This window comes from Mycobacterium colombiense, assembly GCF_001953985.1.
Taxonomy (GTDB): Bacteria; Actinomycetota; Actinomycetes; order Mycobacteriales; family Mycobacteriaceae; genus Mycobacterium; species Mycobacterium colombiense_B.
The window spans coordinates 80921-107422 of record NZ_MBEI01000078.1 but is presented as its reverse complement, the minus strand read 5'-3'; the positions used below and the strand labels follow the sequence as shown (position 1 = coordinate 107422).

General features: G+C 68.5%; 28 protein-coding genes and 1 pseudogene. 21 read left to right on the top strand and 8 right to left on the bottom strand.

Going from position 1 to position 26502, the window contains the following annotated elements:
* Position 1 precedes the first annotated feature (1 nt).
* Both A5732_RS23980 and A5732_RS23975 read left to right on the top strand, forming a co-directional pair.
* Positions 2-1363, top strand: a complete 1362-nt coding sequence (locus A5732_RS23980; RefSeq protein WP_076103500.1) for a xylulokinase — start codon at positions 2-4, stop codon at positions 1361-1363.
* A gap of 9 nt (positions 1364-1372) precedes the next feature.
* Positions 1373-2041 carry a GNAT family N-acetyltransferase gene (locus A5732_RS23975; RefSeq protein WP_076052002.1) on the top strand — a complete coding sequence of 223 codons (669 nt, stop codon included), beginning with the start codon at positions 1373-1375 and terminating at the stop codon, positions 2039-2041.
* Here the strand turns inward: A5732_RS23975 and A5732_RS23970 are convergent.
* Entirely contained in the window at positions 2038-2958 is a 921-nt protein-coding gene (locus tag A5732_RS23970) for a class I SAM-dependent methyltransferase (RefSeq protein WP_076103481.1), read from the bottom strand. The genes A5732_RS23975 and A5732_RS23970 overlap by 4 nt on opposite strands.
* Positions 2959-2981: 23 nt before the next feature.
* Complete coding sequence (locus tag A5732_RS23965) at positions 2982-3896, bottom strand: class I SAM-dependent methyltransferase (protein ID WP_076103480.1); 915 nt, start codon at positions 3894-3896, stop codon at positions 2982-2984.
* A 279-nt stretch (positions 3897-4175) separates the two neighbouring features.
* Between A5732_RS23965 and secY the strand changes: the two genes are divergently transcribed.
* From secY to A5732_RS23925, 8 genes are read left to right on the top strand one after another with little or no spacing between them, the layout of a single operon-like run.
* Positions 4176-5501, top strand: a complete 1326-nt coding sequence (gene secY / locus A5732_RS23960) for a preprotein translocase subunit SecY (protein ID WP_076052005.1) — start codon at positions 4176-4178, stop codon at positions 5499-5501.
* Positions 5498-6043 carry an adenylate kinase gene (locus A5732_RS23955; protein WP_076052006.1) on the top strand — a complete coding sequence of 182 codons (546 nt, stop codon included), beginning with the start codon at positions 5498-5500 and terminating at the stop codon, positions 6041-6043. Before secY ends, A5732_RS23955 begins: the two co-directional genes overlap by 4 nt.
* Positions 6044-6045: 2 nt before the next feature.
* Positions 6046-6849: a type I methionyl aminopeptidase gene (gene map, locus A5732_RS23950; protein WP_076052007.1), complete on the top strand. Its 804-nt coding sequence runs from the start codon at positions 6046-6048 to the stop codon at positions 6847-6849.
* Between the two features lie 59 nt (positions 6850-6908).
* Entirely contained in the window at positions 6909-7454 is a 546-nt protein-coding gene (locus tag A5732_RS23945; RefSeq protein WP_076052008.1) for a sigma-70 family RNA polymerase sigma factor, read from the top strand.
* Between the two features lie 30 nt (positions 7455-7484).
* A complete protein-coding gene (locus A5732_RS23940; protein ID WP_076103479.1) occupies positions 7485-8204 on the top strand; it encodes an anti-sigma factor family protein in 720 nt (239 codons plus the stop codon).
* A 14-nt stretch (positions 8205-8218) separates the two neighbouring features.
* Positions 8219-9436 (top strand): FAD-dependent oxidoreductase, encoded by a 1218-nt coding sequence (locus A5732_RS23935; protein WP_076103478.1) that lies wholly within the window; start codon positions 8219-8221, stop codon positions 9434-9436.
* A gap of 23 nt (positions 9437-9459) precedes the next feature.
* Positions 9460-10026, top strand: coding sequence for a DUF4389 domain-containing protein (locus A5732_RS23930; protein ID WP_076103499.1), 567 nt, complete (start codon positions 9460-9462; stop codon positions 10024-10026).
* Positions 10023-10649 carry a class I SAM-dependent methyltransferase gene (locus tag A5732_RS23925; protein WP_076052011.1) on the top strand — a complete coding sequence of 209 codons (627 nt, stop codon included), beginning with the start codon at positions 10023-10025 and terminating at the stop codon, positions 10647-10649. Before A5732_RS23930 ends, A5732_RS23925 begins: the two co-directional genes overlap by 4 nt.
* On the opposite strand, the gene A5732_RS23920 is transcribed toward A5732_RS23925, so the two are convergent.
* Together A5732_RS23920 and A5732_RS23915 are read right to left on the bottom strand one after the other, a co-directional pair.
* Entirely contained in the window at positions 10636-13152 is a 2517-nt protein-coding gene (locus A5732_RS23920) for an FtsX-like permease family protein (protein WP_076103477.1), read from the bottom strand. The two genes, A5732_RS23925 and A5732_RS23920, sit on opposite strands and share 14 nt — an antisense overlap.
* Positions 13149-13844, bottom strand: a complete 696-nt coding sequence (locus A5732_RS23915) for an ABC transporter ATP-binding protein (RefSeq protein WP_076103476.1) — start codon at positions 13842-13844, stop codon at positions 13149-13151. The genes A5732_RS23920 and A5732_RS23915 overlap by 4 nt, the downstream gene beginning before the upstream one ends.
* 79 nt (positions 13845-13923) lie before the next feature.
* On the opposite strand from A5732_RS23915, the gene A5732_RS23910 reads away from it, so the two are divergent.
* Genes A5732_RS23910 through A5732_RS23890 form a run of 5 tightly spaced genes read left to right on the top strand, consistent with a single transcriptional unit; the run spans position 13924 to position 18897 of the window.
* Positions 13924-15666, top strand: coding sequence for a thiamine pyrophosphate-binding protein (locus tag A5732_RS23910; RefSeq protein ID WP_171975090.1), 1743 nt, complete (start codon positions 13924-13926; stop codon positions 15664-15666).
* The gene (locus A5732_RS23905; RefSeq protein ID WP_076103474.1) at positions 15647-16294 is read left to right on the top strand and encodes an SRPBCC family protein; all 648 of its coding nucleotides are present in this window, start codon (positions 15647-15649) and stop codon (positions 16292-16294) included. Before A5732_RS23910 ends, A5732_RS23905 begins: the two co-directional genes overlap by 20 nt.
* 7 nt (positions 16295-16301) lie before the next feature.
* A complete protein-coding gene (locus A5732_RS23900; RefSeq protein ID WP_076103473.1) occupies positions 16302-17321 on the top strand; it encodes a 3-oxoacyl-ACP synthase III family protein in 1020 nt (339 codons plus the stop codon).
* Complete coding sequence (locus A5732_RS23895) at positions 17321-18382, top strand: pyridoxal phosphate-dependent aminotransferase (protein ID WP_076103472.1); 1062 nt, start codon at positions 17321-17323, stop codon at positions 18380-18382. Before A5732_RS23900 ends, A5732_RS23895 begins: the two co-directional genes overlap by 1 nt.
* An 8-nt stretch (positions 18383-18390) precedes the next feature.
* Positions 18391-18897 carry a MarR family transcriptional regulator gene (locus A5732_RS23890; RefSeq protein WP_064950267.1) on the top strand — a complete coding sequence of 169 codons (507 nt, stop codon included), beginning with the start codon at positions 18391-18393 and terminating at the stop codon, positions 18895-18897.
* Positions 18898-18941: 44 nt separating this feature from the next.
* Here the strand turns inward: A5732_RS23890 and A5732_RS23885 are convergent, their stop codons facing one another.
* From A5732_RS23885 to A5732_RS23870, 4 genes are read right to left on the bottom strand one after another with little or no spacing between them, the layout of a single operon-like run.
* The gene (locus tag A5732_RS23885; protein ID WP_076103471.1) at positions 18942-19310 is read right to left on the bottom strand and encodes an STAS/SEC14 domain-containing protein; all 369 of its coding nucleotides are present in this window, start codon (positions 19308-19310) and stop codon (positions 18942-18944) included.
* 24 nt (positions 19311-19334) lie between these two features.
* The gene (gene mmsB / locus A5732_RS23880; RefSeq protein ID WP_076052019.1) at positions 19335-20216 is read right to left on the bottom strand and encodes a 3-hydroxyisobutyrate dehydrogenase; all 882 of its coding nucleotides are present in this window, start codon (positions 20214-20216) and stop codon (positions 19335-19337) included.
* A 23-nt stretch (positions 20217-20239) separates the two neighbouring features.
* Positions 20240-21406: an acyl-CoA dehydrogenase family protein gene (locus A5732_RS23875; protein ID WP_076103470.1), complete on the bottom strand. Its 1167-nt coding sequence runs from the start codon at positions 21404-21406 to the stop codon at positions 20240-20242.
* A gap of 12 nt (positions 21407-21418) precedes the next feature.
* Complete coding sequence (locus A5732_RS23870) at positions 21419-22939, bottom strand: CoA-acylating methylmalonate-semialdehyde dehydrogenase (RefSeq protein ID WP_076052021.1); 1521 nt, start codon at positions 22937-22939, stop codon at positions 21419-21421.
* Between the two features lie 103 nt (positions 22940-23042).
* Between A5732_RS23870 and A5732_RS23865 the strand changes: the two are divergent.
* From A5732_RS23865 to A5732_RS23840, 6 genes and pseudogenes are all read left to right on the top strand, one after another.
* Positions 23043-23339: pseudogene (locus A5732_RS23865) on the top strand (NAD(P)-binding protein); the annotation flags it as partial.
* 150 nt (positions 23340-23489) lie between these two features.
* Complete coding sequence (locus tag A5732_RS23860) at positions 23490-24038, top strand: RNA polymerase sigma factor (protein ID WP_076103469.1); 549 nt, start codon at positions 23490-23492, stop codon at positions 24036-24038.
* Positions 24035-24742: a Rieske (2Fe-2S) protein gene (locus tag A5732_RS23855; RefSeq protein ID WP_076103468.1), complete on the top strand. Its 708-nt coding sequence runs from the start codon at positions 24035-24037 to the stop codon at positions 24740-24742. Before A5732_RS23860 ends, A5732_RS23855 begins: the two co-directional genes overlap by 4 nt.
* A gap of 30 nt (positions 24743-24772) precedes the next feature.
* Positions 24773-25171, top strand: coding sequence for a cupredoxin domain-containing protein (locus A5732_RS23850; protein WP_076052024.1), 399 nt, complete (start codon positions 24773-24775; stop codon positions 25169-25171).
* Complete coding sequence (locus A5732_RS23845; RefSeq protein ID WP_076103467.1) at positions 25168-26097, top strand: metallophosphoesterase family protein; 930 nt, start codon at positions 25168-25170, stop codon at positions 26095-26097. The genes A5732_RS23850 and A5732_RS23845 overlap by 4 nt, the downstream gene beginning before the upstream one ends.
* Entirely contained in the window at positions 26094-26498 is a 405-nt protein-coding gene (locus tag A5732_RS23840; protein ID WP_076052026.1) for a hypothetical protein, read from the top strand. The genes A5732_RS23845 and A5732_RS23840 overlap by 4 nt, the downstream gene beginning before the upstream one ends.
* Positions 26499-26502: the final 4 nt, after the last annotated feature.

The window sequence follows — 26502 nt, the reverse complement described above, 5'->3', positions numbered from 1 at the left end:
CGTGTCACGCAAAGACGTCACAATCGGCATCGACGTCGGCAGCACCGCGGTCAAGGCGATATCCGCCGACGCCGACGGCAACGTGACGGCCCGCGTGCGCATCCCCCATGAGCTGCGGGTACCGGCGCCCGACCGGCTGGAGCACGACGCCGAGGCGGCGTGGCGGCGTGGGCCGTCGGCGGCCCTGAACGAACTGATCCACCAACCCGGCATCGCCGCGGCGTCCGTCTCGGCGATGGTGCCGTCGATGACCGCCGTCGACGACACCGGCGCGCCCATCACGCCGGGACTGCTCTACGGCGACGGCCGGGGCCGCACGCCCGGCGGGGACGCGCAGCCGCTGCCCGCGCTCGGCGAGGCCGCCGAATTCTTGCGCTGGACGGCCGAGCAGGCGCCCGACGCCGCCGGTTACTGGCCCGCGCCGGCGGTGGCCAACCACGCGCTGTCGGGGCAGGCGGCGATCGACATCGCCACCGCCGCCACCGCGTTCCCCTTGTTCGACGGGACCGGCTGGAATCCCGAGGCCTGCGCCGAGCGCGGCGCGGCCGTCGGGCAGATGCCGCGGGTGGAGAGCATGGGAGCCGTCGTCGGGCAGTTGCGCGGCACCGACGCCGCCCTGGCCACCGGCGCCATCGACGCGCTGTGCGAACAGATCGTCGCGGGCGCCGACCGCGAGGGCGATGTGCTGGTGATGTGCGGTACCACGCTGATCGTGTGGACCACCATCGCCGAGGCCCGCCAGATGCCCGGCCTGTGGACCATTCCGCACACCGCGCCCGGCAAGAGCCAGATCGGCGGGGCCAGCAACGCCGGCGGGCTGTTCCTGGGCTGGGTGGATCGCGTTGTGGCAGCGGCAGACCCGACCACCGTCGAACCCGGGCGCGTCCCGGTGTGGGCTCCCTATCTGCGCGGCGAACGCACGCCGTTCCACGATCGGGACCGCCGGGGCGTGCTCGAGGCGTTGGATCTGACCCACGACGCCGCCGCGCTGCGCCGCGCCGCCTACGAGGCGTCCGGGTTCGTGGTCCGCCGGCTCATCGAACTCGGCGGGGCGCCGGTGTCGCGCATCGTGGCCACCGGCGGCGGCACCCGCGTGGGGCCGTGGCTGCAGGCCATCGCCGACGCCACCGGGCGGCCGGTCGAGGTGTCCGGGGTGGCGGAAGGGGCCGCGCTGGGGGCGGCCTTCCTGGCGCGGATGGCGGTCGGTCTGGAGACGACGATCGCCGACGCCGCCCGATGGGCGCGCACCGAGCGCATCGTCGAGCCCGACCCGGCCTGGGCGAGCGCGGTCGAGGATCGCTACCAGCGCTTCCAGGAGCTGGGAAACCGCAGATGTAGCGCAGTGGCCCCACCGGCGTTCTAGGCTGGTGGAATGACCGACCAGGACCGCAAAGCCGCCCGCCGCGAAATCGCCGACGCTCTGTTGAAAGCCCTCGAACGACGGCACGAAATAGCCGACGCCGTGGTGGAATCGGAGAACAAGGCGGCCGCGGTGAAGGCGATCGTTCGCCTGCTCGACACCTCGCAGGTCGCCGCCGAAGCGGTGATGGGCATGTCGTTCGATCAGCTCACCATCGACTCGCGCCGCAAGATCCTCGCCGAACTCGAAGACCTGAACAAGCAGCTGAGCTTCACGCTCGGCGAGCGTCCCGCGAGCCTGGGGGAGACGCTGGAGCTGCGGCCCTTCTCCGCCGCGGCCGACCGTGACATCTTCGCCGTGCGCACCGAGGACATCGGCTTCGCCGGCGACGGCTCCGGTGGGCCGGCCGGCAGCGTCGACGACGAGATCAGCGCCGCGCTGGGCCGGGTCGACGACGAAGAGGCCGCGTGGTTCGTGGCGATCGACGGCGGCGAGAAGGTCGGCATGGTGTTCGGCGAGCTGGTCCGTGGCGAGGTTGACGTCCGGATCTGGATCCACCCCGATCACCGCAAGCGGGGTTACGGGACCGCCGCGCTGCGCAAGTCGCGCTCGGAGATGGCGTGGTGTTTCCCCGCGGTGCCGATGGTCGTGCGCGCACCGGCCGCCAATCCGGACCGCTAGCGCAGAACGGCGGTGACGTATCGGATGTCGCCGAAGGCGGCCATCGACGATTGCTCGGGGAAATCAAAACCGTTGGCCGCGTAGAGTTCCGGGGTGCTGTACACCGACGAGCGCCAGCCTCGCTCGGACAGGTAGGCCACCACGTCGTTGCGTTCGCCGGGGTAGACCAGGTCGGCCCAGTTGAGGTCCAGCCCCATGCGCCGCCAGCGTTCGCTGATCTCGCGGCCGCGTTTTTCGATGCGGCCGCGGATATCGGGCACGTAGCCGGTGCCGATCCTGCTGCCATCGGCGGACAGCGCGGTGATGTGGTCGAACAGGCGGTCCTGGGCCTCCGGCGGCAGATAACCCAGCAGCCCTTCGGCGCTCCACGCCGCGGGTGCGCCCGCGTCGAATCCATTGTCGGCCAACGCCGCCGGCCAGTCGTCGCGCAGGTCGACCCCCACCGCCCGCCGGTCGGCGCTCGGTTTCGCGCCCAGGTCCGCCAGGGTGCGGGTCTTGAACTCGATCACCCGGGGCTGGTCGATCTCGTAGACCACCGTCCCGGGCGGCCAGGCCAGCCGGTAGGCGCGGGTGTCCAGCCCCGAGGCCAGGATGACGGCCTGCCGGATACCGGAGTCGGCGGCGTCGAGGAAGAACGAATCGAAGAATCGGGTGCGGACCGCCATGCCCTCACCGAGGCGGCGCGGGGTGAACGCCGGATCGTCCTCGGGTGTCTCGATGTCGCCGTTCATCATCCTGATGAAGGCCTCGACGCCGACGGCGCGCACCAACGGCTCGGCGAAGGGATCGTCGATCAACGGATCGGGGCCCTTGGAGGCCAGCGCCCGCCGGGCAGCCACCGCGGTGGCGGTGGCGCCCACGCTGGAGGCCAGATCCCAACTGTCGCCGTCTGAACGCTTGCTGTCGGTCTCCGGCATGGCGGTCTCCTAACTAGAGCTAACTAGAGCAGGGTGGCGGTGACGGCGACGATGTTGCGGAACTGCGCCATGGCCTCGTCGTCGCGGAATTGCAGCCCGTAGTCGCCGAACAGTTCGCGGCGCGGCCGCGAGGCCACGTCCCAGCCCTTACCGGTGAGGTAGTCGACGACGTTGCTGCGCTCGCCGTCGAAGAACAGGCCCGAAAGGTCGATGTCGCAGCCGACCTTGGCCCAGCGGTCGTTGAACTCCTGGGCGCGTTGCGACATGGTCGTGCCGGCGGTGTCGGGGTGATACTCGGTGGCCAGCTTGCTGCCGGGGGCGCTGAGCTCGGTGATGTTGTCGAAGAGCCGGTCCTGGGCGTCGGGCGGCAGGTACATCAGCAGGCCCTCGGCGCTCCACGACGTCGGCTGGGTCACGTCAAAGCCGCTGGCGCGCAACGCGGCCGGCCAGTCCTCGCGCAGGTCGATGCTGACCGTGCGCCGCTCGGCGGCCGGGGCGGCAGCCAGGCTGGACATGGTGGCGCTCTTGAACTCGATGACGGCGGGCTGATCGACCTCGTAGACCACGCTTCCGGACGGCCAGCTCAGCCGGTAGGCGCGGGCGTCCAGGCCGGCCGCCAGGATCACCGCCTGCCGAACGCCGTCGCGGGCGGCGTTGAGGAAGAAGTCGTCGAAGAAGCGGGTGCGCACGGCCATGGAGTCGGTCTCCAGCGCCAGATCCTTGCCGCTGCCCTCGTAGCCCTCGGAGTCGCCGACCTCACCGTCGACCAGTCGCCGGAAGAAATCCAGGCCGACGGCGCGCACCAGGGGCGCGGCGAACGGGTCGTTGATGATGGGGGTGGGGGCCTTGCTCGCGAGTGCGCGGGCCGCGGCGACCATCGTGGCCGTGGCGCCGACGCTCGAGGCCAAGTCCCAGCTGTCTTGGTCAGTGCGTGTCATGCTGCTCCCAAGTTATTTAGCAAATGCAACGAGTCAGGGGAACTCTACGCCTCACGGCTTACGGCTTCCTGTGTTTATTGGGGCGCGTTGCGGCGGCGGCGCAAACACCCGGTGAACGGCGCCGCGAGGGGTCGCGGGAAAGGCCCTGACCAGACCTGGTCGTACCAGCTGTTAGTCTCGTACACGGTTTGACGCGCTGTAATTAAGGCGGCCGTACGTCCTGGCCTGCGGGTGTTGGGCGCGTGATGCAGGAAACCCCCGGCTGCGCAGGAGGAAGAGTTGCTTTCCGCTTTCATCTCATCGCTGCGGACAGTCGACCTGAGACGGAAGATCCTCTTCACGCTTGGCATCGTCGTCTTGTACCGGGTCGGCGCCGCGCTACCGTCCCCTGGCGTCAACTATCCGAACGTCCAGCAGTGCATCAAAGAGGCCAGCGGCGGCGCGGCCGGACAGATCTACTCGCTGATCAACCTGTTTTCGGGTGGCGCGCTGCTCAAGCTCACCGTGTTCGCGGTGGGGGTGATGCCCTACATCACCGCCAGCATCATCGTGCAGCTGCTCACGGTGGTCATCCCGCGGTTCGAGGAGCTACGCAAGGAAGGCCAATCGGGCCAGGCCAAGATGACGCAGTACACGCGTTATCTGGCCATCGCGCTGGCCGTCCTGCAGGCCACCAGCATCGTGGCCCTGGCGGCCAACGGCGGGCTGCTGCAGGGCTGCTCGCTGGACATCATCGCCGACCAGAGCATCTTCACGTTGGTCGTCATCGTGCTGGTGATGACCAGCGGCGCGGCGCTGGTGATGTGGATGGGGGAGCTGATCACCGAGCGCGGCATCGGCAACGGCATGTCCTTGCTGATCTTCGTCGGCATCGCGGCGCGCATCCCCGCCGAGGGCAAGACGATCCTGGACAGCCGCGGCGGGATGATCTTCGCCGCCGTCCTGATCGCGGCGCTGGTCATCATCGTCGGCGTGGTCTTCGTCGAGCAGGGCCAGCGCCGGATCCCGGTCCAGTACGCCAAGCGCATGGTCGGCCGGCGCATGTACGGCGGAACGTCGACGTACCTGCCGCTCAAGGTCAACCAGGCCGGCGTTATCCCGGTGATCTTCGCGTCCTCGCTGATCTACATCCCGCACCTGATCACCCAGTTGATCCGCAGCGGCGCCGGCGGCGTGGGCAACAGCTGGTGGGACAAGTTCGTCGGCACGTACCTGTCCGACCCGAGCGACCCCGTCTACATCGGCATCTACTTCGGCCTGATCATCTTCTTCACGTACTTCTACGTGTCGATCACGTTCAATCCCGACGAGCGTGCCGACGAAATGAAGAAGTTCGGCGGCTTCATTCCCGGCATCCGGCCGGGCAAGCCGACCGCCGACTATTTACGTTTCGTGCTGAGCCGGATCACCCTGCCGGGTTCGATCTACCTCGGTGCAATTTCGGTGCTGCCCAACTTGTTCTTGCAGATCGGCAACAGCGGAGCGGTTCAGAATCTGCCGTTCGGCGGTACCGCGGTGTTGATCATGATCGGCGTGGGCTTGGATACGGTCAAGCAGATCGAGAGTCAGCTCATGCAGCGTAACTATGAAGGGTTCCTCAAGTGAGAGTCGTTTTGCTGGGACCGCCGGGGGCGGGCAAGGGAACGCAGGCTCAGAAGCTCTCGGAAAAGCTGGGGATCCCGCAAATCTCCACCGGTGAGCTGTTCCGTAGCAACATCGAGAACGGGACCAAACTCGGCCTGGAGGCCAAGCGCTACCTGGACGCCGGCGACCTGGTGCCCTCGGAGCTGACCAACCAGCTCGTCGACGACCGGCTGAACGACCCCGACGCCGCCAACGGCTTCATCCTGGACGGCTACCCGCGCTCGATCGAGCAGGCCAAGGCGCTGCACGAGATGCTGGGACGCCGGGGCACCGACATCGACGCGGTGCTGGAATTCCGGGTCTCGGAGGACGAGCTGCTGCAACGGCTGAAGGGTCGCGGCCGCGCCGATGACACCGAGGACGTCATCCTGAACCGGATGAAGATCTACCGCGGCGAGACGGCACCGCTGCTGGACTACTACAGCCACCAACTCAAGACGGTCGACGCCATCGGCACCTTGGACGAAGTGTTCGCCCGCGCGCTGCAGGCGCTGGGCAAGTAGGGATGAACCCGCTGGCGCGGCTGCGGAGTCGCAAGGTGGTGCCGCAGCGCAGTGCCGACGAACTCGACGCCATGGCCGCGGCGGGCGCGGTGGTCGCGGCCGCGTTACAGGCGGTCCGCGCGGCCGCGGTTTCCGGGGTGTCGACGCTGAGCCTGGACGAAATCGCCGAATCGGTGATCCGGGACGCCGGCGCGGTGCCGTCATTCCTGGGCTACCACGGTTATCCCGCGTCGATCTGCGCGTCGGTCAACGAGCGGGTGGTGCACGGGATCCCGTCAGCCGCCGAGATCCTGGCGCCCGGTGACCTGGTGTCGATCGACTGCGGCGCGGTGCTGGACGGCTGGCACGGCGACGCCGCGATCACCTTCGGGGTCGGGACGCTGGACGTGGCCGACGAGGCGCTGTCGCAGGCGACCAGGGAATCGCTGGAAGCCGGGATCGCGGCGATGGTGCCCGGTAACCGGCTGACCGACGTGTCGCACGCCATCGAGATGGGCACGCGCGACGCCGCGGCCCGCCATTCGCGGGCCTTCGGCATCGTCGAGGGCTACGGCGGCCACGGCATCGGCCGCCAGATGCACATGGACCCGTTCCTGCCCAACGAGGGCTCGCCTGGGCGCGGCCCGCTGCTGGCCGCCGGGTCGGTGCTGGCCATCGAGCCCATGCTGACGCTGGGAACCGGCAAGACCGTGGTGCTCGACGACCAGTGGACGGTCGCCACCACCGACGGGTCGCGCGCGGCGCACTGGGAGCACACCGTCGCTGTCACCGACGCCGGTCCGCGCGTCCTGACTTTGCCCTCCTAGCAGGGCTAGCCTTGAACTAAACGCCCACTCGCCTCGTTTCAGTATTCGGAGGTGATCGAGTGGCTCGGGTTGCTGGAAATGGGAGGGCGTCCGGGGCTGCCGAGGCCGCTCTGATGAAGGCGCTGTACGACGAACACGCCGCGGTCCTGTGGCGTTACGCGTTGCGGCTGACGGGGGACGCGAGCCAGTCCGAGGATGTGGTTCAGGAGACGCTGCTGCGGGCTTGGCAGCACCCCGAGGTCGTCGGCGACACCGAGCGCTCGGCGCGGGCGTGGTTGTTCACCGTGGCCCGCAACATGATCATCGACGACCGGCGCAGCGCGCGGTTTCGCAACGTCGTCGGCTCCACAGACGTATCGGGGGCACCCGAACAGTCCACGCCGGATGAGGTCAATGCGGCGCTGGACCGGTTGCTGATAGCGGACGCGATGGCCCAGTTGTCCGCCGAGCACCGAGCGGTGATCGAACGGTCCTACTACCGCGGTTGGACCACCACACAGACTGCTGCAGACCTCGGCATCGCCGAGGGAACGGTGAAGTCGCGACTACACTATGCCGTGCGGGCGTTGCGACTCACTCTGCAGGAACTCGGAGTCACCCGATGAGGGTTTCCGAATGCTTGAGGGGTGAGAAGAATGGATGAAATGAGGACGCCGGTGCAGGATCTCGGCCCTCCCGAAGACCGCTACGCGATGTGGGATGCCGCATACGTGCTGGGCTCCCTGCCGGCCGCGCAACGCCGCGAATTCGAGACGCACATGGTGCACTGCCCGGACTGCCGGGCGGCCGTCGCCGACCTCAGTGGGGTGCCCGCCCTGCTGTCCCAGCTCGACGGTGACGAAGTGGCCGCGATGGACCAGTCCGGTCCGTCCCCGGAGATGTCTCCAAAGTTGCTGCCGTCCCTGCTGGCGACGGTTCGCTGGCGCCGGCGCCGCACCCGGGTAGTGACCTGGGTGGCGTCGGCGGCCGCGGCCCAGGTGCTGGCCATCGGGGTGTTCGTCGGTCTCGAGGGGTGGTCGTCGACTCCGTCCCAGCAGGTGACGGCATCGTCGGAGCCGATGGCTCAGGTGGGCACCAGCCTGCTGACGTCGTCGGTCGCTGTCAGCAGCCAGCACTGGGGGACATCGATCAATCTGCGCTGCGTGTGCCTGGCCCCGCTGACCGCGCACCACGACACGCTCGCGATGGTCGTGGTGGGGCGCGACGGCAGCCAGACCCGGCTGGCGACCTGGGTGGCCGTGCCAGGCCATACCGCGACGCCCGCGGGCGCGATCTCGACCCCGGTCGATCAGATCGCCGCCGTGCAGGTGGTGGCCGCCGATAGCGGCCAGGTGCTGCTGCAACGCTCGCTGTAGGGATCGGAGCCCGCGTGTCCGGCTACGCCCGTCCGCTTCGGGTGCTCGTTGTGGGCGCCGGCGTCGCCGGCATCTCCGTTGCCCGCGGGTTGCTGCGCGACGGACACGACGTCACCGTGTTCGAGCGGCGCCCCGATCTGCGGGCCGCCGGCGGTGCGGTGACCATCTGGTCCAACGGCGAGACGGTCCTGAGCCAGCTGGGTGTCGACATGGACGGCGCCGGCCGGCGGCTGGCCAGCGTCCGGGCCGTGACGTCCTCGGGCCACAGGCTGGCCACGCTTGACGTGACCACGATGGCGCGGCGATTGGGTGCATCTATCCGGATGGTTCCGCGTCGCGTTCTGGTGGACCGGCTGCTCGACGGGTTTCCGGCCGAGCGCATCCGGTGCAACTCCCGGGTGATCGCGTTGGCCGGCACCGGCAACGGCGTCCGCGTCAACTTCGGCGACGGCACCGTCGCCGAGGGCGACGTGCTGATCGGCGCCGACGGGCTGCACTCGGTGGTGCGCGAATGTGTTGGCGCGCAAGGCGCTCGGCCCACCGGCTGGTGCAGCTGGCAGGGGCTGGCCGCCGTCCCGGAGATCGCGGACTCCGATGCCGCGCTCATGATCATCGGTGCGCACGGCAACCTCGGCCTGTGGCCGGCCGGCGGCACCGACGTGCAGTGGTGGTTCGACCTACCGTGGTCGTATGACTTCGTCAGGCCGCAGCGTCCGATCGAGCTGATCCGGTCGCACTTCTCCGGATGGTCCGACGCGGTCGATCGGGTGCTCGCGACGTTGACCGACGACGATCTGGCCCGCTCGCCGTTCCCACATTTTCGGCATCCGATTCCGCGCGCGGGCCGTGGACCGGTCACGTTGCTCGGCGATGCCGCGCACACGATGCCGCCCACCCTGGCGCAGGGGACCAACCAGGCCCTGCTCGACACGATGGTGCTGTGCAAGGCACTGGCGGACCTGCGTCGCGGGAAAAACGGCCGCGACAGCGATGTTTCGCGCGCGCTGCGGTGGTACGAGAAGACCCGGCGACGCAAAGTCATGGCCGTGTCGTGGGTGGCGTCGCTGCCGGTGTCGCATGGTGAATCCGTGCTGAGGCCGGCCGCACTGATCTCGGACCGGGTGCAGGCCTCGGCGCTGACGACGTTTCTGCGCGTCACGAGTCACCGCCGGATGTCAGCTCAAATCAGCCGAAATTTGGGGGTAGTGGCGAAGATCCCATCGAGCCCGTGACCGACCCGGCCGAATCCGTAACTGTGCGAGGCGATTTCGACGCGCCCTCGCGTTGGCTCTGGCTGGTGAAGTGGTGCGTGCTGGCGCTGCCGCACTACCCGATTCTGATACTGCTCTATCTGGTGTATCCACTCTCGACCGTCGCCGCCGGCGTGGCCATCCTGTGCACCGGGCGGTATCCGCGGCCGCTGTTCGACTTCAACGTCGGGGTGCTGCGCTGGTCCTGGCGGGTGATGAACTACCGGTTCCCGATGAACAGCACCGACAAATACCCGCCGTTCACCCTCGCGCCTCGGCCCGACTACCCCGGTGATCTCGCGGTCGAGTACCCGGAGCGGCTGAAAAACTGGGCGGTGCTGGTGAAGTGGCTGCTGGCGATCCCCCAGGTTCTGCTGTGCTGGTCGATGGAGGCGCCGCTGCAGGTGCTGTGCATCATCTCCGCGGTGACGTTGTTGTGCACCGGAACGATCCCGCAGGGCATCTTCGATCTGCTGATGGGCATGGTGCGCTGGCGATACCGGGTGGCGGCCTACGTGTCGTTGATGCGCGACGAATATCCGCCGTTCCGCATGGATTTGGGTGGCCGATGAACTTCCGAAATGTCCTGTTTCCGTACGTCTATCGATACGGCCAGCCGATTTTCGACCGGTTGTTCTACCACCGGTACCGGCGGGCCGCGCTGAGCAACGCGACCGGCCGGCTGTTGATGGTCGGCCTCGGGCCCGGGACCGACCTGAAGTTTCTGCCCGCCGCGGTGACGTCGGTCGCCGCCGTGGAACCCGACGCGTCATTCCGGCGGATGGCCGCCCGGCTCGCTTTCCGCCGCGGCATCGCGGTCGACATCGTCGAGGGGACGGGTGAGTCGATTCCCTTCCCGGACAACCGTTTCGACTCCGTGCATATCGGTCTGGTGTTGTGCTCGGTCGACGACGTGGCCGCCACCCTCGGCGAGATCCGGCGGGTGCTGACGCCGGGGGGCAGGCTCGTCGTCCTCGAGCACGTGCGCGGGGAAGGAGCGACGGGCCGGTTCCAGGACCTCATCGCCAAGCCGTGGTCGTGGCTGGCCGCTGGTTGTGAGCCGAACCGGCGGACGCTCGACGCGATTGTCGCGGCGGGATTCGATACCACCGCGCTGCACAGCATTCCGCGAACGCCGGTGCCCTTCCCGTGCAAACCCCATCTGCAGGGATTCGCCGTACTTACTCGACGCTGACCGCCTCGATGATGTTGAGGTGCGCCGCCCGCCGTGCCGGAGGCACGGAGCCGAGCAGGCTGATCGCCAGCGCGCCGAGCGTGAAGGCGAGCGCCAGGGGACTCAGTCGAAAGCCGACCTCGAAATTCATCACGTCCCCGCTGATGCGGCTGAACAGCCACTCGTCCATCAGGCCCAGGACGAGCCCCAAAACGCCACCGACAACGCCGATTCCGGCGGCCTCGGCCAGGACCATCCGCAATGCGAAGCGCCGGCTGGCCCCCATTGCGCGCAGCACACCGATTTCGCGCCGGCGTTCGATCACCGACAGCGTCAGCGTGTTGAGCAGCGCGACCCCGGCCACCGCCACGACGATGATCCACACCGCGTTAGCGACGAACATGCTTTGATGCAGCGGAGCTTCCAGCCCCGCCAGCGCCGCGCGTCCGTCGTAGACATGGTTGGGCGCCGGCACCGCCTCGCGGACGGCGGCAAGCAGCCGCTGCCGATTCACCCCGGGCGCAGCGGCGATCTGCAGCGTCGTTGCCGCCGGGCGATCGAACCACGCCCGCAGGTGGTCTAGGTCGATCCCGACCGTGCCGATGACGGTCGAGAAGAACGGCACCAGGGCCAGCACGGTCGTCTCGCGCGGGCCGTGCGGCGTCTGCAGCCGCAGTTGCTCGCCGGCCCGGACGTGCAGAATCGCGCCCAGATTCTGGGTGAGCACCACGCCACGGCCGGCGAGCACCTCGGTGCGCACTCGCTCGTCGAGCGCCCGGAAGAGCGCGTCGTGGCTGCCGGTGGAAAACCCGTCGAGCAGGACGCGGGTACCGGCGACGACGGCGAACCCGAACGCGCCCTCGGTCACTCGCGCCACGCCCGGGAGTGCACCGACCTTCTCGGAAAGTCCTTGTGGCAGAGCGTCAGTGGGGTAACTGTCGGGAGGGTCCGCGCTCACCCAGACGTCGGCATCGGCGACCGGCGACAAGATGTCCCGCGCCGATCGGATCATGTCGGCGTTCGTGCCGGTGATCACGACGGTGGTGAGCACCCCGATGAGGACGGTCATCACCGTCGCCCACACCCGGCGCGGCGCGCGCCGGATCGTGGCCGCCGCGAGCGCCCCGACCGAGCCGAACACACGCGCCGTCGCCGCGGTGGCTTTGACGATGGGAACGGTGAGCGCGAAGCCCAGGGCGATCTCGGCGCCCAACAGGGCGGCCATCGCGACGACCGCGTAGCTGCCGCGCTGGCCGGTCACGATCGACGTCGACGCCGCCAGCACCGCGACCGCCCCGACGCCACAGGCGACGCGCAGCCAGCGGGGCACCACGTCGGCCGCCGACGCCCCCACCGGTGCCAGCGCCTCGATCGGTGAGACCTTGTACACCTGCCGTGCCGCCATCGCGGACGCCGCCACGCTGGTGAGCGCCGTCACCGCCAGCGCCAGCGGTATCGCGTAACCGGGCAGCCAATACTGGACGCGGGCTTCGAGCCCCTGCGTCACCGCCGGCGGCAGCCGGCCAATCGCGATGTGGCCCGCCACAATTCCCACGCCGGACCCGATGGCGCCGCCGATCAGCCCGAGGATCGCGGCCTCGCCGACCATGTCGCCGACGATGGTGACGCGCCGGCCACCTATCGCGCGCAGCATCGAGATCACCGGCCGCCGCTGGGTGATGGCCATCGTCATCGTGGTGTAGATCAAAAACGCGCCGACCACCAACGCGACCGCGGCGCCCAGCAGCGCCATGTAGTTCATCAGTCTGACACCGTCACCGGCCCGGGCCGCCCGAAAGCTGGGGGCCGCGACGATCGCCCGGCCATGCACGGCGTGGCTGACCGCCGCGCGCACCGCGCCGAGGTCGGCGCCGGGCTTGGTGGCGATCAGGATCGAGTCGAGTTGGCCGGCGCGGCCGATGGCATTCTGCGCCAAGGCAAGTGGCGCAAGCACGTAGTGCCCGCCGTTGAGGTCGGAGTATTGCTTACCCGCCAGCACGTCAGTGACCGTGACCGATGCCGAACCGAGTTGGAAGGTCTGGCCTTTCGCATAGCCGACGCGCGGTCCGACCTGAACTCCGGCCGGCGTCGAGGGCGGCGTCTGCACGGGCTGAACGCCCCCCTTTTGTAGCGCGTCCTTGAGGGCACCGCCCAGAGCGACGGTACTCGCGTCCGCGCCCAGCAGCAGCACCGGCCCCGAGGGGGTGGATGCCGATGCCCGAATCATCGGCGCCGCGGTGGCGACGCCCGGGACCGCGGCCACCTCGGCCAGTATCGAATCGGGGAATCCGGCGTCGGTGATGCCGGACACCTCGAGCGCGGCGACGCCGGCGATCCCGTCGGCCAGCCGGCTGACCGCCCCGGTGATCGACCCAAAGATTCCGAATACCGCAACCAGATACGTTGCGGAGACGGCCATTACCGCGATCGACGCGAACGTGCGGCGTCGATGCGTGGCGAGCTCACGCAGGCCGAACACCCGCAGCCTGCTCGCCGTGGCCGTGATCACGGGCCCGGGTTTCACCCGGCGACCGCCATGACGTCCGAACCGATCCGGCCGTCCTGCAGCGTGATCACCCGGTCGGTGGCAGCGGCCGCATCGGAGTTGTGGGTCACCATCACCACCAGCCGGCCCGGACCGTCCTCGTGCGCGACCTCAGCAAGCAACGCCAAAATGGATGCGCCGGTGGTGGAATCGAGGTTTCCGGTGGGCTCGTCGGCCAGAATCAGCGGCGGGTTCATCATCAGGGCGCGCGCCACCGCGACCCGCTGCATCTGGCCGCCGGACAGTTCCGCCGGCCGGTGCTGGGTCCGGTTGCCGAGCCCGACCCGATCCAGCAGCCGGATGGCGTCCGGTTTGGCCCTGCCCAGCCGGACACCGTCGAGCAGTTTCGGGATCGCCACGTTCTCCCACGCCGACAGCGTCGGCAACAGGTTGAAGAACTGAAAAATGAAACCCACCCGGCGATGACGGAACCGCGACTGTTCTTCGTCGCGCAGCCGGCCGATCTCTTCGCCGTCGAACGCGATCGACCCGGAATCGGGGGAATCCAAGGCGCCGAGCAGGTGCAGCAGCGTGCTCTTACCCGCCCCGGAGGGCCCGACGACCGACACGAACTGCCCGTCGTCGAGCCGCAGGCTGACCTCGTCGAGCGCCCGCACCGATTGACCGCCGACCGTGTACTCGCGCACCACGTCGCGCAGTTCGATGGTCATCTAGACACCACGAGGGCGACCGGTAAACGGTTCACGAACGACAATGAACCGACCGGGCCGCTACCTCGTTTCTTCAGGCATGCCCGGCAAGTACCGGGTGGTCGACCATATCGTCGAACACCTAGCGGCAATCGGAGTCGACCACGTCTTCGGTGTGGATGGCGCCAACATCGAGGACGTGTACGACGCCGCGTACTTTCACCCCGACATCAACGCGGTGCTGGCCAAGCACGAGTTTTCCGCGGCCACCATGGCCGACGGGTACAGCCGGAGCGGGGCCGGCCTGGGTGTGGTCGCCGCGACCTCGGGTGGGGGAGCGCTGAATCTCGTCGCCGGCCTCGGCGAGTCGTTTACCAGCCGGGTCCCGGTGCTGGCGCTGGTCGGCCAGCCCGCCATCACGATGGACGGCCAGGGCAGCTTCCAGGACACCAGCGGCGCGAACGGATCGCTGAACGCCGAGGCGCTGTTCTCGGCGGTATCGGTGTTCTGCCGGCGGCTGCGCAGGCCGGCCGACATCGTTTCGGTTCTGCCCCGGGCCATCGCCGCGGCGCTTACCGGCGGTCCGGCGGTGTTGTTGCTGCCCAAGGACATTCAGCAGGCGATTTTGGAATGTGCCCAGAACGGGAGGCCGGTCGATGGCCTGCGTCCCATCGGCAACCCGGCCGCGATCGCCGAAATGCTGCGCGAGGCCAGTGGCCCGGTGACCATCATCGTCGGCGAGCAGGTCGCCCGCGACGACGCCCGCGTCGAGCTCGAAGCCCTGCGCGCGGTGTTGCGGGCGCGGGTGGCCACCGTGCCCGACGCCAAAGACGTCGCCGGTACACGCGGTCTCGGATCGTCGTCCGCGCTCGGGGTGACCGGCGTCATGGGTCACCCGGGTGTGGTTGAAGCGGTGGCCGGCAGCGCCGTGTGCCTGGTCGTCGGCACGCGCCTGTCGGTCACCGCGCGCACCGGGCTGGACGACGCTCTGGCGGCGGTGCCGACGGTCTCGCTCGGGTCGGCGCCGCCGTATGTTCCCTGCCCACACGTGCACACCGACGACCTGCGCGGCTCGCTGCGCATGCTGACCCAGGCGCTGTCCGGCCCGGGACGGCCCGCCAAGGTGCGGGTGCCGGACACGCTGCGGCGGACCGAATTAAGGCCGCCGCCCTGTGCCGGGCCGGGTCTGCGGTACCGCGACGCGATGGCGGTGCTGGACGGTGTCCTGCCCGACGGCGCCGACATCGTGGTCGACGCCGGCAACACCGGCGCTGCGGCGATCCACTACCTCCCGGCGCGCCGCGGCGGCAGGTTCGTCGTCGCACTCGGCATGGGCGGCATGGGCTACAGCTTCGGCGCCGGGATCGGAATGTCGTTCGGGCGCGCCAACAGTGGCCGGCCCGGCGGCCGCACCGTGGTGATCGCCGGCGACGGCGCGTTCTTCATGCACGGCATGGAGGTGCACACCGCCCTGCAATACCGGCTACCGATGACGTTCGTACTGTTCAACAACAACGCACATGCCATGTGTGTGACCCGCGAGCAACTGTTCTACGACGACATCTACAGCTACAACCGTTTTCGCCCGAGCTGGCTCGGCGCGGGTCTGGCGGCGATGTTCCCGAGCCTGACGTCGGTGGACGTCAGTGACGCCGATGGGCTCGCCGCGGCGATGCACACCGCACTCGGTATCGACGGGCCGGCGGTGATCAGCGTCGAGTGCGCCGCTGACGAGATCCCGCCATTCGCCCCATTTCTCACCGCTGCGGCATCGAAAGACGGCGCGGTGAACCAGGTTTCATTCAACAAGGAGATTCAGAACAATGTCGCTGCCAGCGCTTGAGGACATCCCCGTCCTCATCGACGGGGTCATCCGCATCGAAACCAGCCCCAGGGAGAAGGCCACGCCGATCATCATGGACATGATGCGCTCGGTGTACCCGCACGATCAGGTCTTCGGACAGTACTGCACCGTCAACGATTACATCGACTGTCCACCCGACGAGTTGTTCGAGTACATGGCCGACACCCGCAGCCTGGAGGAGTGGACATACAGCCTGCGCGGCTTCACCGCCACGGACGAACCCGGGTTGTGGCTGGCCCACGACCGGCTCGGCAAGGAAACCGAGATCTACACCCGTACCGTCGCCAACGCACAGGCGCGGACCGTGGATTACCACTGCGCCTGGGATCAGGGCAAGCACCTGTGGATGATCTACCTGATGCGCGTCATCGACGCCCAGAGCGTCCTCGACACGCCGGGATCGGTTGTGCTGTGGACCAATTGCCACCACCCGTTCTACGACCACAACCCGTACCCGGAGACCGCGCCCGCCCAGCGACCGGTATGGGTCGGCGACTTCTGGGACATGTTCGGCGCCGGTCACCTGCTGGAGATGCGCAACCTCAAGGCGATCGCCGAATACCGCCACCGCAACGGGCTGCCCGTGACGCCGGTATGGATGAGGTGAGCGCACCATGGGTAAGCCGAGCGTCAGCCTGATCGACGTCGCCACGTATCTGCCGGGCGAGCCGATCCCGGCCGACTACTACGCGCAATTCGCCGAATCCGATGACCTGCGTGACAACGTGATGTTTCGCGCCCCGAAGTTTCGCCATCACGTCGCCGCGGACGAGAGTTCCATCGACATGATCGAACGCGCGGCCCAGGGCCTGATCGAGCGGCACGGACATGACGTGGTCGAGGGCGCCGACGTGCTGATCACCCACACTCAGGTACCCGACATGGCGTTCTACGGCCAAGGCGGTGGCATCGCGCATCGGCTGGGCATGCGGCCGTCCTGGGTGCTCGACCTCAATAACGGCGGCTGCGCGGCATTTGTGTTGGCGCTCAACGTGGCCCGCAAGTTATTGGCGGCGGGTGAGGGACGCACCGCGCTCATCGCCATCGCGCAGAACGCGGCCGGCCAATTCTTCGATCAGCCGACGATTCGCCGCAAGGCGCAGTCGGCGGTGCCGGGCGACGGCGCCGCGGTGGGCTTGGTCACGGTGGGCGAGCAGTCGCCCATCCTGGATGTCGAGTGCCGCACCTTCGGCGAGTACGCGGGCGAGATGACGCTTTCCTACGACCCGCCGCGCAAGTGGTGGCAGGCCGGCGCCGGCGAGGGCAGCATCGGCTTCACCGAAAGCAAGATCACCAAGGTGCTGGCCCGCGGCAACCGGCAGGTCCCCGAGGTCGCGCTGGCGGTGTGCGATCGAATCGGTATGGCCGCCAAGGACATCGACCTGCTGGTCACCAACCAGCCGAACCGGGCCTTTCTGCGCAATTGGCGTGACGCGCTCGAGTTGCCCGCGCACCGCCATCGCGACACCTTCGAGGAGTGCGGCAACCTGTTCGGCGCCGGGATCCCGATCAACCTGGACCGCGCGATATCCGACGGCCAGCTCGAGGCCGGGCAGGTGGTCATGATGGCGGCGTTCGCGCACGCCGGTGACTTCGCGGGGGCCGCCGCGGTGCGCTGGGGCGGGCGAGGCTGATGCAACCCGCTCCACCGCTGATGTCCGGCGAGATGTGCGACGCCCTGCCCAATGCGGTGGATCCGTTCGCCTTGTCGCTCAACGAGAATCCCTTTCCGCCGCTGCCGGCGGTGCGTTCGGCGTTGATTCGGTCGGTCTGCGCGGCGAACCGGTATCCGGAGTTCCTGCCGGAGCGGTTGCGCCAGGTGATCGCCGCCCATATCGGTGTGCCCGCCGACCGGGTGGTGCTGGGCGCCGGGGCGACGGGGGTGGTGTTGCAGGCCCTGCAGGCGTTGACCACGCCGGGGGACACGCTGGCGATGTCCTCGCCGACATTCGACGGTTATCCGATCGTCGCGCAGATGGCGCGGCTGAATCCGTCGCTCGTTCCGCTGGACGACAGCGGCCACAACGATCTCGACGCGCTGGCCGAGGCGGCCGCGCAGGCCCGCGTGGTGGTGGTGTGCCGGCCGCACAACCCGACCGGCACGCTTGAGCCCACGGCCGCCGTCCGCCGGTTCCTCCGCCGGGTGCCGCGCGACACCGTCGTGCTGCTCGACGAGGCCTACATCGAGTTCGCCGCCGCCGAGCACCGTTTCGACGTGGCGGCATTGGTCGCGCGATTCCCCAATGTGGTGGTGGTGCGGACCTTCTCCAAAGCCTATGGTCTGGCCGGGCTGCGGATCGGGTACGCGGTGGCCTCGCGCGAGCTGGCCGCGATGCTGTGGTCCCAGCAGCTGCCGTTCGGCATCGCGATCACCAGTCTGCTTGCCGTCGCGGCGTCTTATGGCGCCGAAGACGAACTGCTGCGGCGGATCCGGCTGATCACCGCCGAACGCCGCTATCTCCGGATGCACCTGAGCGCGATGGGGATCTACACCACCGATGCGCATGCGAATTTCACGTATCTGCCGTCCAGCGGGCGGCAGTCTCGGCCCTGGCGTGAGGTTTTCGGCGACAGCGGTCCGCGCGTGCGGTACTACGCGGACGGTGGCGCACGGATCACCGTGGGCGGGCGCGCATCGACGACGGCGGTGCTGTCGGCGTTGGGAAAGGCCACGCTCGGGCGCCAAGTGCGGTAAGAAGGGGCGTGGCGCAATCACAACCGGACAAGCGTGATCCGATCGCGGCGGCGCGCGCCAATTGGGAGCGCGCCGGGTGGGGCGACGTGGCACCGGGCATGGTCGCGGTGACCTCGGTGATGCGCGCGCACCAGATTCTGCTGGCCCGCGTCGAGACGGCGCTGCGCCCCTACGACCTGAGCTTCTCGCGGTACGAATTGCTGCGGCTGCTGGCCTTCAGCCGGACCGGGGCGCTGCCGATCACCAAGGCCTCCGACCGGTTGCAGGTCCACGTCACCAGCGTGACCCACGCAATCCGCCGGCTGGAGGCCGACGGGCTGGTGCAGCGGGTGCCGCACCCCACCGACGGGCGCACCACGCTGGTGCAGATCACCGAGCTGGGACGCTCCACCGTCGAGGACGCCACCGTCACCCTCAACAAGCAGGTCTTCGCCGACATCGGCATGACCGACGCCGAATCGCAGGACCTGGCGTCGACGATCGAGACGTTGCGGCGCAACGCCGGCGACTTCTGAGCGGGCCGTGAAACACGTTCTGGCTCAGTAAGTTTCGCAGCAGCTCAGCCGGCGGCCCATTCCTTGGCGCGCTCGAGCTCGTCGAGTGAGAACACGGCGAGTTCCCCCGGGGCCATCCACGCCAGCGCGTGCAGGGTATGGGCGACCCATTCCTTGTCGGACACGACCGCGATGCGTTTGAACGCCGAGTGATGCGTGAAAACGGCGCCGAGCCCCAGCTTGAGGTCCTCGACCAGCCCGCCGGGTCCGAAGCCTTCGTAATCGGACGCGATGACTTCCACGATCCGGATCTCGCGGCCCTTCAGCAGGTCTTCCATCGTGGGTTTGAATTCCCTTAGATCCTCGCCGCGCAGGCGGCCGGACACGCGGATGCCGGCCACGCCCGCGGGCATATCGGGCAGCACCTCAATCATCGAATGCTCCTTCGTGACGTGGCATCAGCCGCGCAGCATCTCGATGACGGCGCTGAAGTCCTTATCGGCGTGCTCGGCGGCGAATTCCGCGTAGATCTCGGCCGCGTGTGTGCCCAGCGGCGCCACAGCACCGCTGGACGACACCGCATCCATCGCCAGGCCGAGGTCCTTGTTCATCAGCGCGGTGGCAAATCCGGGCTTGAAGTCGTTGTTGGCCGGGGACGTCGGGACCGGGCCCGGCACAGGGCAGTTGGTGTGCACCGCCCAGCAGTTGCCGGTCGCCCCGGTGATGACGTCGAACAGCGATTGGGCGGACAACCCGAGCTTCTCGGCCAGGATGAAGGCCTCGCCGATCGCGATCTGCTGCACCGCCAGCACCATGTTGTTGCACACCTTGGCGGCCTGTCCGGCTCCGGCCGCGCCGCAGTGAATGACCTTGCCCGCCATGGGTTCCAGCACCGGCCGCGCACGCTGCAGGGCATCGGCGTCGCCGCCCACCATGAACGCCAGCGTCCCGGCGACGGCGCCCTTCACCCCGCCCGAGACGGGGGCGTCCAGCTGCGCGACGCCGCTCGATTCGGCCAGCGCATGTACCTCGCGGGCGTCGTTGACCGAGATCGTGGAGCTGTCGATGAACAGCGCGCCGGGCCGCGCGGCGGGCAGGATCTCCGCATAGCAGCGCTTGACCAGCTCCCCGTTGGGCAGCATGGTGATCACCACGTCCGACCCGGCCACGGCGTCCGTGGCGCTGTCGAATCCCGTGACGCCGGCCTCGGCCGCCGCGGACAGCGCCGCGGGGACGGGATCGAATCCGCGCACCGCATGTTTGGCCGCAACAAGATTGGTCGCCATGGGCCCGCCCATGTGGCCCAGGCCCAGGAAGGCCACCGTCAGGTGCTCGGTCATCGGAGACCTTTCTATGCGGTTGTCTATGCGGTTGCGCGGACCCGTGCGGCTTCGGCCCGGCCGATGACCACCCGCATGATTTCGTTGGTGCCTTCCAGGATTCGGTGCACCCGCAGGTCGCGGACGATCTTTTCCAGACCATACTCGCGCAGGTAGCCGTAGCCACCGTGCAGCTGCAGGGCTTTGTCGGCGACCTCGAAGCAGGTGTCGGTGACGTAGCGCTTGGCCATCGCACACAACTCGACCTTGTCGGGATCGTCAGTGTCCAGCGCATTGGCCGCCCGCCATAACATCATTCGCGAGGTTTCGAGGCCGGTGGCCATGTCGGCCAGGGTGAAGCGGATGGTCGGCTCGTCGAGCAGGGACGACCCGAACGCCTGCCGATCGCGAACATAGGCACCGGCCTTGTCCGCGGCGGCCTGGGCGCCGCCGAGTGAGCACGCGGCGATGTTGAGCCGACCGCCGTTGAGGCCCTTCATCGCGATGCCGAATCCGGCGCCCTCGCCCTCGGCGCCGCCCAGCATCGCGTCGGCCGGCACCCGGACGCCTTCCAGGATCACCTGCGCGGTGGGTTGAGCGTGCCAGCCCATCTTTTCCTCGAGCGAGCCGAAACTCAGCCCCGGAGTGCCCTTTTCGACCACGAAGGCCGAGATACCCCGCGGCCCCTCGCTGCCGGTCCTGGCCATCACCACGTAGACGTCCGAGGCGCCCGCGCCGGAGATGAACTGCTTGACGCCGTCCAGCACATAGTCGCCACCCTGCTTGACGGCGCGGGTGCTCAGCGCGCTGGCGTCGGACCCGGCGCCCGGCTCGGTGAGGCAGTAGCTGGCGATGACGTCCATCGACGCCAGCCGCGGGACCCAGTCCTTGCGCTGCTCGGCGGTGCCGAAGGTGTCGATCATCCACGCGCACATGTTGTGAATGGACAGGAATGCGGCGGTGGTGGGGTCGGCGATGGCCAGCTGCTCGAAGATGCGGACACCGTCGAGCCGGCGCAGTCCGCTGCCGCCGACGTCCTCGCGGCAGTAGATCGCCGCCATGCCGAGCTCCGCCGATTCGCGCAGCACGTCGACCGGGAAATGCTTGGCCGCATCCCATTCCAGGGCGAACGGGGCGAGGCGCTTGGCGGCGAACGCGGCGGCCGTCTCGGTGATCACCCGTTCGTCGTCGTTGAGGGTAAATGAAGCCATAACGCAGCGAACCTAATCCATTGTGGGAATGACGAATTCGGCACCTTCTTTGATGCCGGACGGCCACCGCTGGGTCACGGTCTTGGTCTTCGTGTAGAAGATGATCGACGAGGGACCGTGCTGGTTGAGGTCGCCGAACCCGGAACGCTTCCAGCCGCCGAAGGTGTGGTAGGCCACCGGCACCGGGATCGGCACGTTGACACCGACCATGCCGACCTGCACGCGGGAGACGAAGTCGCGGGCCGCGTCGCCGTCACGGGTGAAAACCGCCACGCCGTTGCCGTATTCGTGCTCGGACGGCAGCCGCAGCGCCTCCTCGTAATCGTGCGCGCGCACGATGCACAACACCGGCCCGAAGATCTCGTCGGTGTAGATCGACATGTCAGGGGTGACGTGGTCGAACAGGGTGGGGCCGATGAAGAAGCCGCCTTCGAGGTTGGCGTCGCCGAAAGCCAGGTCGTCGCTGGCCCGTTCGCGGCCGTCGATGACCAACTCGGCTCCCGCGTCCACACCCTGGGTGATGTAGTCGCGCACCCGCGCCACGGCGGCCTCGGTCACCAGCGGACCGTAGTCGGCCTTGGGGTCGAGGCTGTGGCCCACCCGCAGGTTGTTGATCCGCTCGATGAGCCGGGCACGCAGCCGGTCGGCCGTCTGGTCACCGACGGGGACCGCGACGCTGATCGCCATGCAGCGCTCGCCGGCGCTGCCGTACCCGGCGCCGATCAGGGCGTCGACGGCCTGATCCAGGTCGGCATCGGGCATCACGATCATGTGGTTCTTGGCGCCGCCGAAGCACTGCGCGCGCTTGCCCGTGGCCGCGGCGCCGGCGTAGATGTACTGGGCGATGTCGGAGCTGCCGACGAACCCGACCGCCTGGATGTCGGGGTGGTTCAGGATGGCGTCGACGGCCTCCTTGTCGCCGTGCACGACCTGGAACACGCCGGGCGGCAGGCCTGCCTCTCCGAAGAGCTCGGCCAGCCGCACCGGCACCGACGGGTCCCGCTCGCTGGGCTTGAGCACGAACGCGTTGCCGCAGGCCAGCGCCGGGCCGGCCTTCCACAGCGGGATCATCGCAGGGAAGTTGAACGGGGTGATGCCGGCGACCACGCCCAGGGGCTGGCGCAGCGAGTAGACGTCGATGCCCGGGCCGGCGCCCTCGCTGTATTCACCCTTGAGCAGGTGGGGGATCCCGATGCAGAACTCGATGACCTCGATGCCGCGCTGGATGTCACCCTTGGCGTCGGCCAGTGTCTTGCCGTGCTCGCGCGACAGCAGCTCGGCCAGCTCGTCGTTGTGCTTGTTGACCAGCTCGATGAAGCGCATCATCACACGCGCGCGCCGCTGGGGATTTGTTGCGGCCCAACCCTTTTGCGCTTCGACGGCCGATGCCACCGCGGCATCGATGTCGGCCTGGCCGGCCATGGGCACCGTCGCCTGAACACCCCCGGTGCTGGGGTCGAAGACGTCAGCGCTGCGGCCGGACTGGCCGGCGGTGCGCTGCCCATCGATGAAGTGCGGAATCTGTGTGGTCATGGGGCCCTCGAGTGTGGTTGACGGGCGTAAGCGGATACTTGCATATCCTAGTAACCTTGTTCGACCCTTGGCAAGGTGGGTACCGGGCTAGCCTGACAGCTGTATGCACACCATCGAGGCCGACTACCTGGTAGTCGGTGCGGGCGTCATGGGCATGGCGTTCATCGACACGCTGGTCGCCGAGACGGAGGCCCGCGTGGTAGTGATGGATCGCCACCACGCGCCCGGTGGGCACTGGACCCTGGCCTATCCGTTTGTGCGGCTGCATCAGCCCTCGGCGTTCTACGGCGTCAACTCGTCACGGCTGGGCAGCGACGCCATTGACCAAGTGGGTTGGAACCGCGGCCTTTTCGAACTGGCGACCGCTGGCGAGATCTGCGCGTACTACGACCGCATCATGCCGAAGCCCCGGGTGCGGGAGCGGATCCTGGGCATCGCCAAGTCCGTCTTCTCCGCCACCGCCACCAAGCTCGATGAGCTGATGGCGGCCGAAGCCGCACTCGCGGCGGCCGTGTAACCCGAGTCGATATTCATCGGGTGAAGGAGGCATGTGGCGGCAAGAAACGAACCCGTCGGCCCGCGACCGCTGCGCGCGGTGCCCGACAATGGCGATGCCGGCTACCCGAACTGGGAAGCCGTCTACTCCGACAACGTGACCTGGGTGTACCGCACGCTGTTCGCGCGCGTCGGCAACCAGACCGACGCCGAGGACCTCACCGCCGAGGTGTTCCTCGCCGCGCTGCGGCCGCTGCGGCTGACCGCGAGCGTCGCCGAGGTGCGCGCGTACCTGCGGGCGACGGCCAGGACGGTGCTGGCCGCGCACTGGCGCGAGACGCTGGGCCGGGAGATAACCTCGATCGAGGACATCGAACAACCCGCCGACAGCCAGGATGCGATCAGCACCGCGCCGCAGCGAGTTGCCCGGGTTCTGGACAGCCTGCCGGACCGCTACCGCCAGATCCTGGAATCGCGCTTCCTGCAGGGCAATTCGATCAAGGAGTCAGCCGCGGAACTCGGGATCAGCGTGGCCAATGCCAAAGTGCTCCAGCACCGTGCCCTGCGGCTGGCGGCGCAGGTCAACGATGGGGGGCAGCCATGAATGCGCGAGGGCTGCGACGTTATGTCGACGACCTGTTGCGGGGGCGCCGGCCCAGGCCGTTCGCGCCCGACGACTTCGAGGCGGCGCAACTGCGCACGGCCATCGAGCTGCGCGCTGCCCGCGAGGGCGGTGACGCGCCGCGCCAGCAATTCGTCACGGACCTGCACCGCCGTATCGCCGAGCAGATGTCCGGCGCGCCAACGGAAACGCCGCAGGCGCGCGGCAGCACGCGCCGTCAGGTCATCGTCGGCACGTCGGCCGCCGCGACCGCCGCGGTCGCCGCGGTGTCCGTCGATCGCACACTGATCGCGGGGCGAACCGGCGACGGTCGGGCCCCCGAGGTCGCCGCCGGGCAACTCACGCCCAACGAGGGCAGCTGGCAGCGCGTCGCGGCCGGCTCGGATGTGCCCGATGGCGCGATGCGCGCCTTCGACCTCGGCTCGGTCACCGGATTCGTCCGCCGCGTCGACGGCAAAATCCAGGCGATCTCTGGGGTGTGTACCCATCAGGGCTGCAAGCTGTGGTTCGACGCCCCCGACGACACGCTGCGCTGCCCCTGCCACACCACGTCGTTCTCGCCCAGCGGGCAGGTGCTCACCCACCAGCTGCCGATCGTGCCGAAGCCGTTGCCCGCATTGATGGTTCGCGAGGTCAACGGGGTCATCGAGGTATTCGCCCCGCCGCACACCGAGCGGCCGGCCTGAGGGGTGTAACCCACCGCCCTATCTCTGGGCATGGATATCCCCATGCTTCGAAGGCATTCGGCGGCCATGGCGGCCGCCTGTGTGCTGCTGTTGGTCGGCTGCTCCCAGTCACGGCCGGCGGCGACCACCCCCGCGCCCACCACCGGAATGTCGATCACCGCGCCGGCGGCTCCGGTGCGCGGCGACCAGGTCACCATCGACGGCTTCGCGTTCGCGCCGGTGACCTTGACCGTGCCCGCCGGGACCACCGTCACGTGGACCAATCGCGACGAAGAACCCCATACGGTGGCCGCCAGCGACGGTTCGTTTCATTCACCCGGCATGGGAACCGGAGCCACCTTCACCCACACCTTTTCCACCGCAGGGACTTTCGACTACGTCTGCTCGATCCACCCGATGATGCGCGGCACCGTGGTGGTGACGGGATGAGTGCCGAGGCGAACGGCATGACCCGCCGCCAGCTCATCCGGCACACGGCATGGTTCGGAGCGGCGGTCGGATTCGCCGTGACCGGCGGCGAGGTCATCTCGCATGTCGCGGGCCAGGCGAAGGCGCAGCACGCCGCGGGCCGGCCCGCCCTGCGGTTCGCGCAGATCAGCGACAGCCATATCGGTTTCACCGGGGCGCCCAACCCGGACGTCGCCGGAACGTTTCGCCACGCGATCGATCAGGTCAACAACCTCGGGTACACACCGGATTTCGTCATCCACACCGGAGACCTCACCCATCTGTCCAGCCCCGAGCAGTTCGACCAGGTGAAGCAGATGATGACCGGCCTCAAGACGCCGCACGTGTTCACCGTGCCAGGGGAGCACGACTCGATCGATGACGCGGGTCAGAAGTACCGAAATACGTTCGGCGCCGGCTCCGTTGGCGACGGGTGGTACAGCCTTGACATCGCCGGCGTGCACCTGATCGCGTTGGTCAACACGCTGAATCTGCGCAAGCTCGGGCATCTGGGTGCCGATCAGCTGGAGTTCGTCAAGAAGGACGTCGCGCGTCTTTCCAGCGACACCCCCGTCATCGTGTTCAGTCACATCCCGCTGTTCGCGATGTACCCGCAATGGGGCTGGGGCACCGACGACGCCACCCAGGCGCTCAGCTACCTGCGGCGATTCTCCTCGGTCACGTGCCTCAACGGCCATGTCCACCAACTGTTCTCCAAGACAGAAGACAACGTCACGTTCTACAGCGGCACCACCACCGCGTACCCGCTGCCACGACCGGGCGACGGTCCCGCGCCCAAGCCGGTGACGCTGCCGGCCGGCAAGCTGCGCGATGCGCTGGGCATCCGCGAGGTCAGCTACACCAAGGGAGAGGCCGCCCTGGCCTTGAAGGAGACTGCACTGCAATGACTTTGACGAGTATCCTGATCCGGCTCGGCCTGGCCGTGTCGTTGATCATCAGCGCCGCCAGCCACGCCTACCTCTATGTGCATGGCTACCAACACATTCCGGATATCGGTCCCGCATTCATGGCCCAGGCCAGCCTTTCGTTCGCGATCGCGCTGCTGATCCTTCTCGGCGGTCCCGCCTGGCTGCGCTGGGCCGGTGCCGCGGTGGCGGCCGGCTCCCTGGTCGCGTTCGTCTTGTCGCGCACCGTCGGCCTGTCCGGCTTCTCCGAGCGGGGCTGGGAGCCCGCACCGTACGCGGCCGTCAGCGTGGCGGCCGAGGTGGCCACGGTGGTGCTGTGGGGGCTTGGGGGACGCCTTCGGCTTCGAGGCGGTCAGACCACTTCCTCAACAGCCGCGACTTGAGCGA

Excerpts from the sequence above, each read along its gene's own strand:
- A5732_RS23975 (WP_076052002.1), top strand. The coding sequence starts at position 1,373 with ATGACCGACCAGGACCGCAAAGCCGCCCGCCGCGAAATCGCCGACGCT.
- A5732_RS23970 (WP_076103481.1), bottom strand. The coding sequence starts at position 2,958 with ATGCCGGAGACCGACAGCAAGCGTTCAGACGGCGACAGTTGGGATCTG.
- A5732_RS23915 (WP_076103476.1), bottom strand. The coding sequence starts at position 13,844 with ATGACCATCGAACTGCGCGACGTGGTGCGCGAGTACACGGTCGGCGGT.
- A5732_RS23885 (WP_076103471.1), bottom strand. The coding sequence starts at position 19,310 with ATGATTGAGGTGCTGCCCGATATGCCCGCGGGCGTGGCCGGCATCCGC.
- A5732_RS23905 (WP_076103474.1), top strand. The coding sequence starts at position 15,647 with ATGTCGCTGCCAGCGCTTGAGGACATCCCCGTCCTCATCGACGGGGTC.
- mmsB (WP_076052019.1), bottom strand. The coding sequence starts at position 20,216 with ATGACCGAGCACCTGACGGTGGCCTTCCTGGGCCTGGGCCACATGGGC.
- A5732_RS23900 (WP_076103473.1), top strand. The coding sequence starts at position 16,302 with ATGGGTAAGCCGAGCGTCAGCCTGATCGACGTCGCCACGTATCTGCCG.
- A5732_RS23845 (WP_076103467.1), top strand. The coding sequence starts at position 25,168 with ATGAGTGCCGAGGCGAACGGCATGACCCGCCGCCAGCTCATCCGGCAC.
- A5732_RS23965 (WP_076103480.1), bottom strand. The coding sequence starts at position 3,896 with ATGACACGCACTGACCAAGACAGCTGGGACTTGGCCTCGAGCGTCGGC.
- A5732_RS23940 (WP_076103479.1), top strand. The coding sequence starts at position 7,485 with ATGGATGAAATGAGGACGCCGGTGCAGGATCTCGGCCCTCCCGAAGAC.
- map (WP_076052007.1), top strand. The coding sequence starts at position 6,046 with ATGAACCCGCTGGCGCGGCTGCGGAGTCGCAAGGTGGTGCCGCAGCGC.
- A5732_RS23850 (WP_076052024.1), top strand. The coding sequence starts at position 24,773 with ATGGATATCCCCATGCTTCGAAGGCATTCGGCGGCCATGGCGGCCGCC.
- A5732_RS23840 (WP_076052026.1), top strand. The coding sequence starts at position 26,094 with ATGACTTTGACGAGTATCCTGATCCGGCTCGGCCTGGCCGTGTCGTTG.
- A5732_RS23855 (WP_076103468.1), top strand. The coding sequence starts at position 24,035 with ATGAATGCGCGAGGGCTGCGACGTTATGTCGACGACCTGTTGCGGGGG.
- A5732_RS23870 (WP_076052021.1), bottom strand. The coding sequence starts at position 22,939 with ATGACCACACAGATTCCGCACTTCATCGATGGGCAGCGCACCGCCGGC.
- A5732_RS23875 (WP_076103470.1), bottom strand. The coding sequence starts at position 21,406 with ATGGCTTCATTTACCCTCAACGACGACGAACGGGTGATCACCGAGACG.
- A5732_RS23925 (WP_076052011.1), top strand. The coding sequence starts at position 10,023 with ATGAACTTCCGAAATGTCCTGTTTCCGTACGTCTATCGATACGGCCAG.
- A5732_RS23895 (WP_076103472.1), top strand. The coding sequence starts at position 17,321 with ATGCAACCCGCTCCACCGCTGATGTCCGGCGAGATGTGCGACGCCCTG.
- A5732_RS23910 (WP_171975090.1), top strand. The coding sequence starts at position 13,924 with ATGCCCGGCAAGTACCGGGTGGTCGACCATATCGTCGAACACCTAGCG.